Source organism: Dokdonella immobilis (assembly GCF_900115085.1).
GTDB lineage: Bacteria > Pseudomonadota > Gammaproteobacteria > Xanthomonadales > Rhodanobacteraceae > Dokdonella > Dokdonella immobilis.
This window is the reverse complement of sequence record NZ_FOVF01000042.1, coordinates 23,931-29,930: the sequence shown is the minus strand read 5'-3', so window position 1 is coordinate 29,930 and position 6,000 is coordinate 23,931. Positions and strand designations below refer to the sequence as shown.

The 6,000-nt window shown below is 65.2% G+C and carries 5 protein-coding genes; 2 read left to right on the top strand and 3 right to left on the bottom strand.

What is annotated here, in order from left to right:
• Window positions 1–84 precede the first annotated feature (84 nt).
• Window positions 85–1,758: an AMP-binding protein gene (locus BM125_RS18395; RefSeq protein ID WP_175498193.1), complete on the bottom strand. Its 1,674-nt coding sequence runs from the start codon at window positions 1,756–1,758 to the stop codon at window positions 85–87.
• A gap of 222 nt (window positions 1,759–1,980) precedes the next feature.
• Here BM125_RS18395 and BM125_RS18390 point away from each other — a divergent pair, with 222 nt between their 5' ends.
• Window positions 1,981–2,406 (top strand): VOC family protein, encoded by a 426-nt coding sequence (locus BM125_RS18390; protein ID WP_092410724.1) that lies wholly within the window; start codon window positions 1,981–1,983, stop codon window positions 2,404–2,406.
• 353 nt (window positions 2,407–2,759) lie between these two features.
• Here BM125_RS18390 and BM125_RS18385 read toward each other — a convergent pair whose 3' ends face one another.
• Window positions 2,760–3,950: a CaiB/BaiF CoA transferase family protein gene (locus BM125_RS18385; RefSeq protein WP_092410718.1), complete on the bottom strand. Its 1,191-nt coding sequence runs from the start codon at window positions 3,948–3,950 to the stop codon at window positions 2,760–2,762.
• 503 nt (window positions 3,951–4,453) lie between these two features.
• Window positions 4,454–4,726 (bottom strand): metal/formaldehyde-sensitive transcriptional repressor, encoded by a 273-nt coding sequence (locus BM125_RS18380; protein WP_092410716.1) that lies wholly within the window; start codon window positions 4,724–4,726, stop codon window positions 4,454–4,456.
• A 53-nt stretch (window positions 4,727–4,779) separates the two neighbouring features.
• Between BM125_RS18380 and dmeF the strand changes: the two genes are divergently transcribed.
• A complete protein-coding gene (gene dmeF, locus BM125_RS18375) occupies window positions 4,780–5,730 on the top strand; it encodes a CDF family Co(II)/Ni(II) efflux transporter DmeF (RefSeq protein ID WP_281243968.1) in 951 nt (316 codons plus the stop codon).
• Window positions 5,731–6,000: the final 270 nt, after the last annotated feature.

Below are 6,000 nucleotides of genomic sequence, written 5' to 3'. Positions count from 1 at the left end.
TTCAGGCGCGATGCTCCTCTACACCATCACCAAACGCATCGCGGCTGAACCCGCTCCTACAACGTCGCGCCCGGTCTTTGCCGCTCAGCGCAGTTCGCGGCGCAGGATCTTGCCGACCGCCGACTTCGGCAGGCTGTCGCGGAACTCGATCACCCGCGGCTGCTTGTAGCCGGCCAGGTTCTTGCGGCAATGCGCGCGCAGCGCTTCCTCGCTCAGGGTCGGGTCGCTGCGCACGACGACGAGGCGCACGGCCTCTCCGCACTTGTCATCGGCAATGCCGACCGCCGCCGCCTCGAGCACGCCGGGCAGCATCGCGACCACGTCCTCGATCTCGTTCGGATAGACGTTGAAGCCGGAGACCAGGATCATGTCCTTGCGCCGGTCGAGGATGTAGTAGTAGCCCTGCTCGTCGACCCGCGCGATGTCACCGGTGCGGAACCAGCCGCCGTCGAAGAAGGCCTTGGCCGTTTCCTCGGGCTGGTTCCAGTAGCCGCGGGTCATGTGCGGCCCGCGTGCGCACAGTTCACCGGTCTCGTCGGCGCCTACGACCTCGCCGTTCTCGTCGCGCAGGCTGATCTCGACCTCGCCGAGCGCCATTCCGATCGAGCCGACCGGATTCGTCCCGTCGGGCCGGTTGTAGGTGATCGCGGCACTGGTTTCCGAAAGCCCGTAGCCTTCGATGACCGGGCAGCCGGTGACCGTTTTCCAGCGTTCGGCCGTAGCCCGGCGCAAGGCGGTGCCGCCCTGCAGGCAGAGTTTCAGGTTGGAGAAGTCCAGGGCGGCGAAGGCAGGAAAATTGAGGATCGCGTCGTACAGGGTGTTGACCCCGGAGAAGAACGCCGGTCGGGTCTTTGCAAACGTCGCGACGAGCACGGGGATGTCGCGCGGATTGCTGATCAGCACGGTATGGAAGCCGTGCGCCATGTTGAAGATCAGGTTGCTGTAGGCGGCGATGTGATAGATCGGCAGGCAGATCATCACGGTATCGCGCGCGGGATCGAGGGTACGCCCGAAGCACTGCTCGGCCGAGGCCACGTTGGCGATCACGGCGCGATGGGCGAGCACGGCGCCCTTGGCCACGCCGGTCGTCGCGCTGGTGTACTGCAGCTGCACGGTATCGTCCGGCCCGGCCCTCGCCTCGACCCGCGGCAGCCGCGCGCCTTCGGCCAGCGCCTTCGGCCAGCGCACCGAACCCGGAATCCGGAACGGCGGTATCAGCTTCTTCACGTGCTTGAGCGTGAAGTCGACGATCATCGATTTCGGCCACGTCAGCATGTCGCCGACACGGGTCGTCACGACGTGCTCGACCGCCGTGCCCTGCACGGCCTCGGCCGCGACCGCGCCGAAGTTGTCGAGCACGAGCAGGGCCCTGGCGCCCGAGTCGGCGAGCTGGTGGCGCAGTTCGCGCGGCGTGTACAGCGGGTTGGCCAGCACCGCGACCAGGTCCGCGCGCAGCACGCCGAGCAGGGCGACCGGATATTGCAGCAGGTTCGGCAGCATGATGGCGACGCGGTCACCGGCCTCAAGGCCGATGCCATGGCGCAGCCATGCGGCGAAATCGGCGCTCTGTCGCTCGATATCGGCGTAGCGCAGCGTGCAGTCGAGATGGGTCGCCGCCGGACGCTCGCCATGGCGCCGGCAGGCGTCGATCAGCATCTGCGGTACGGTCTGTCCGCGGTCGAACGCGGCGCTGGCGACATTGACGAAGTCCGCCTGGGCCAGTGCCGAGCTGACGTTGCTGCCGAATGGCTTGTCCAATGCGTGTCCCCCGGTGGGTGGCCCGACGTCGTGGTCCGGCCTTGTTCCGACCATAGCCTACGGCGGCCGCACAGAAAACAGGCGGGCGCGTACCCGATGCCGGCGCCGAGCGAAGCCGCCCCGTTCGCCATCCCGCCCGGGGCAGCGCGCGGGCCGGTGGTCATTCCGGATACGCCTGTGCTCCAATCGCGCGAACACGCCGCCGAGCTCCGGAATCCACGCATGCCCTCCCTCCAGCCCTTCCATCTCGCCATCCCGGTCCATGACCTTGCCGCCGCACGGCATTTTTATGCTGAGGTCTTCGGCTGCGCGGAGGGGCGCAGCTCGCAACAGTGGATCGATTTCGATTTCTTCGGCCACCAGTTGGTTGTGCACCAGGTCGATGGCCGGGCCAATCCGGATGCCGGGCAGACCGAGGTCGATCATCACGACGTGCCGGTGCCGCACTTCGGCGTGGTCCTCGCCTGGGACGACTGGCACGCGCTCGCCGCGCGGCTGCAAGCCTCCGGCACCCGCTTCGTGATCGAGCCGGGCATCCGCTTCGCCGGCCAGGTCGGCGAACAGGCCACGATGTTCCTGCGCGATCCGAGCGGCAACGCCCTCGAGTTCAAGGCCTTCCGCGACATCGGCCAGTTGTTCGCGAAATGATCCCTATCGCCGCAGTGCGCTGCGATCGGCCAGCCGCGACGCGCCATCGATGGCTCCCGCAAACGCGCTGAGCCCCACGAAACAATTTCTTCTCCCGCTGGCGGGAGAAGTCCCCGCAGGGGGATGAGGGTGGTTCTCTTGAATCACTGCACAAAACGGCTGTCCTGCCGTTCAGTCGCCCACATGCGGAAGCAGCGAGGGCCGTGACGCCATCCGCGTCGTCAGGTTCCGCGGTTCATGCTTTCCCTCCCCCCCTGCGGGAGACCCAACGGGGTTCAGGGCGTTCCTGTGCCGTACGCTTCCTTCTCTCCGCCTGCCGTGCGCGAAGCACCGAGTCCTTTCTTGCGGTCGAATCAGCGCGCGCCTTTCCCAGCCGCGAGTTCGGCCTCGACCTCCGCGGTGTGTTCGCCGAGCCGGGGCGCAGGGCGCTGCAGTGCCAGGGTCGCGTCGGAAAACCGGATCGGCGTGCGCACGCCCGGGACGTGGCCGCCCTCGGCGCGGCCTTCCTGCAGGTTCAGCTGCAAACCGCGATGGCGAACCTGCGGGTCGCCGAAGACCTGATCGATCGTGTTGATCGGCCCGGCCGGTACGCCGCGCTGTTCGAGTGCGCCGAGCAGGCCTTCGCGCTCACGGTCGGCCAGGGCCTCGGCGAGCAGGGCCACCAGGACTGCGCGGTTTTCGACGCGCGCCGCGTTGCTCACGAAGCGCGGATCGCTGGCCAGTCCGGCCAGATCCAGCTCGCTGCACAAGGCCGCGAACTGGGCGTTGCTGCCGACCGCGAGCATGATCTCGCCGTCGCGCACCGCGAACACCTGGTACGGGACGATGTTCGGATGCGCGTTGCCGAGCCGCCCCGGCGCCGTTCCCGAGACGAGGTAGTTGAGATTCTGGTTGGCCAGCATCGCCACCATCGTGTCGAGCAGGGCGATATCGACGTGCTGGCCGCGGCCCGTGCGCTCGCGCTGGGCCAGCGCGGCCTGGATCGCGATCACGCCATACAGTCCGGCGCACAGATCGCCGATGGCGACGCCGACCTTCTGCGGCGGACCGTCGGTCTCGCCGGTGATGCTCATGAGGCCACCCATGGCCTGGATCATCGCGTCGTAACCGGCGCGATGCGCATAGGGCCCGTCCTGGCCGAAGCCGGTCACCGAGCAATAGACCAGGCGCGGATTGATCGCCGCCAGGCTCGCGTGGTCGAGTCCGAAGCGGGCCAGCGTACCGACGCGAAAGTTCTCGATAAATACGTCGGCGCCGGCCGCCAGCCCGCGCACGAAGTCGACGCCTTGCTCGCTGCGCAGGTCGGCCGTGACCGAGCGCTTGCCGCGATTGCAGCAGAGGAAATAGGCGGCGTCGCGTTCCTTGCCGTCGGCATCGCGCACGAACGGCGGACCCCAGCGTCGCGTGTCATCGCCGTCCGGCGCTTCGACCTTGATCACGTCGGCGCCGAGATCGGCCAGGGTCTGGCCGATCCACGGCCCGGCCAGGATGCGCGCCAGCTCGATCACCTTGAGTCCGGCCAGGGGAGTAGTCGATGGAGACATGCGAGTTCCGCTTCGGGTCCAGTCACCCATCCTATGGATTGGGGCCATGAAAAAGTTGCAAAGCGCCCCGTTCGTCCTGAGCGCAGCGCAGCGAAGTCGAAGGACAGTTTCGCAATAATCTCAATCCACCGGCCCGGCAATTGTCCAATTCAGAGGCCTCTCCCGCCAGCGGGAGAAAGAATTGCCTCGTTGACTCGCTACTGTTCTCGGGCCGGGGAAGATGCGCCAGGGGCGGAATCCTTCCGACATCGGGTCCCAATGTTCGCGAGAATCTGGACCTATGAGGCCGTCGTCCGACCTCGCAAGCTGGGCGCTGCAAACAGAGTTCGACCATGACCAGCAATGCCAGCCTGCTGCGGCTCCGTGCCAGCGCGGTTCTGGCCTGACGAGTCGTCCCGCAGAACCCGGGATGACCCCGAGGCAGCGGCACGCCTCTCGAGTGCATCGTTGCAGTGCGCCAATCCACGTCGCGCATTGGCGATGGCGGGTGGTGCGACCTCCGCCTATTTCATGTACGAGCGGAACAGGGACATCACCGTGTCGATTTCTTTCTTGCGGAGATCGCGGCGACTCTCGTCCGCTACGTGCTCCTGCAAATGCTCGCTCATCAATTCAAGCAGCAATCCTTGAACGGCCCCGCGCACAGCGGCGACCTGAGTAAGTATCGCAGCGCATTCCGCGCCTTCGGCCAGCGCCTTCTCGATGGCGGCGACCTGTCCGCCAATGCGGCGAGTGCGTGCCAGCAACTTCGATTGATTGCGGACAATGTGCGACATGGGTGAATCCTTGATATACCCTATGGGGGTATATTCTCATGAGTTGCCCCATGTTGACACTTCAGGACATCGCTGCCACACGCATGCACTCCCATGCCTTCGATGAAGGCAATCCGTTGGCCGAACGCAATACGAGCCGCGCCATGTGGCTCACGATTGCCATGATGGTCGTCGAGATCGGCGGCGGATGGCTATACAACTCCATGGCGCTGCTTGCCGACGGCTGGCACATGAGTTCGCATGCCCTTGCCCTGGGTCTGTCCGCCTTCGCCTATTCGTGTGCACGCCGTTACGCAAAGGATCGACGCTTCGCCTTCGGTACCTGGAAGATCGAGATACTTGCGGGCTACACAAGCGCCATTCTCCTGCTTTGTGTGGCTGGACTGATGGCTTTCCAGTCGATTGAACGACTGATCACCCCGCTACCGATCCATTACTCGCAAGCGATCGTGCTGGCGGCAATCGGTCTCGCGATCAATCTGATTTGCGCCTGGTTGCTGCGCGGCCATCACGATCATGGTCCTGGATCCGGTCATCACCATGATCACGCGCACTCGCATCACCACGACCTGAACCTGCGCTCCGCCTACCTGCACGTTCTGGCCGACGCCGCCACATCGGTATTCGCGATCATCGCTCTCGCTGCCGGCATGCTCTGGGGTGCTCGATGGCTGGATCCGGTCATGGGTATCATCGGCGCGATCCTGGTTACCGTCTGGGCCATCGGCCTCCTTCGCGATACCGGCAAGGTTCTGCTCGATGCCGAGATGGACGCACCGGTGGTCGAGGAGGTGCGCGACGTCGTTGCCGGATGCGACCCGTCAGCGATCATCACCGATTTGCACGTCTGGCGAGTCGGCAAGGGCAAATTCTCCTGCGTGTTGAGCCTGGTCACGCACAGTCGCTTGAGTGCCGACGATTTCCGGAATCAATTGGCCGTCCATGAAGAGCTCGTGCATGTGGTCGTCGAGACGACATCGATTTCCCCGGCGCAAGTGGCCTAGGATCAGATCCTCCCAAAGTGGTCAGAGCACATTTATTTGTGCGGGTCCGCCAGGGATCTATGGCTCTGATCCCTTTGATTCCTGAACTGCGCTGGCCCCGGTTCCGCCGATGGTCCAGCCATTGCAAGTTTCCGTCCTGGAAATCGTCCGAGAAAACCGTCGCGGCATGGGCCGGCACAGCGGCCAGCAGGAACAGGAATACGAAGCAGCGAATTGCCAGTTGCATGGGAACCTCCGCGCAAGGACAGGGTTGCAGCCGAATGCAGGGCC

Bases quoted from the DNA above. Each gene is read 5' to 3' on its own strand.
- BM125_RS18390 (WP_092410724.1), top strand. From the start codon at position 1,981: ATGCCCTCCCTCCAGCCCTTCCATCTCGCCATCCCGGTCCATGACCTT.
- BM125_RS18385 (WP_092410718.1), bottom strand. From the start codon at position 3,950: ATGTCTCCATCGACTACTCCCCTGGCCGGACTCAAGGTGATCGAGCTG.
- BM125_RS18380 (WP_092410716.1), bottom strand. From the start codon at position 4,726: ATGTCGCACATTGTCCGCAATCAATCGAAGTTGCTGGCACGCACTCGC.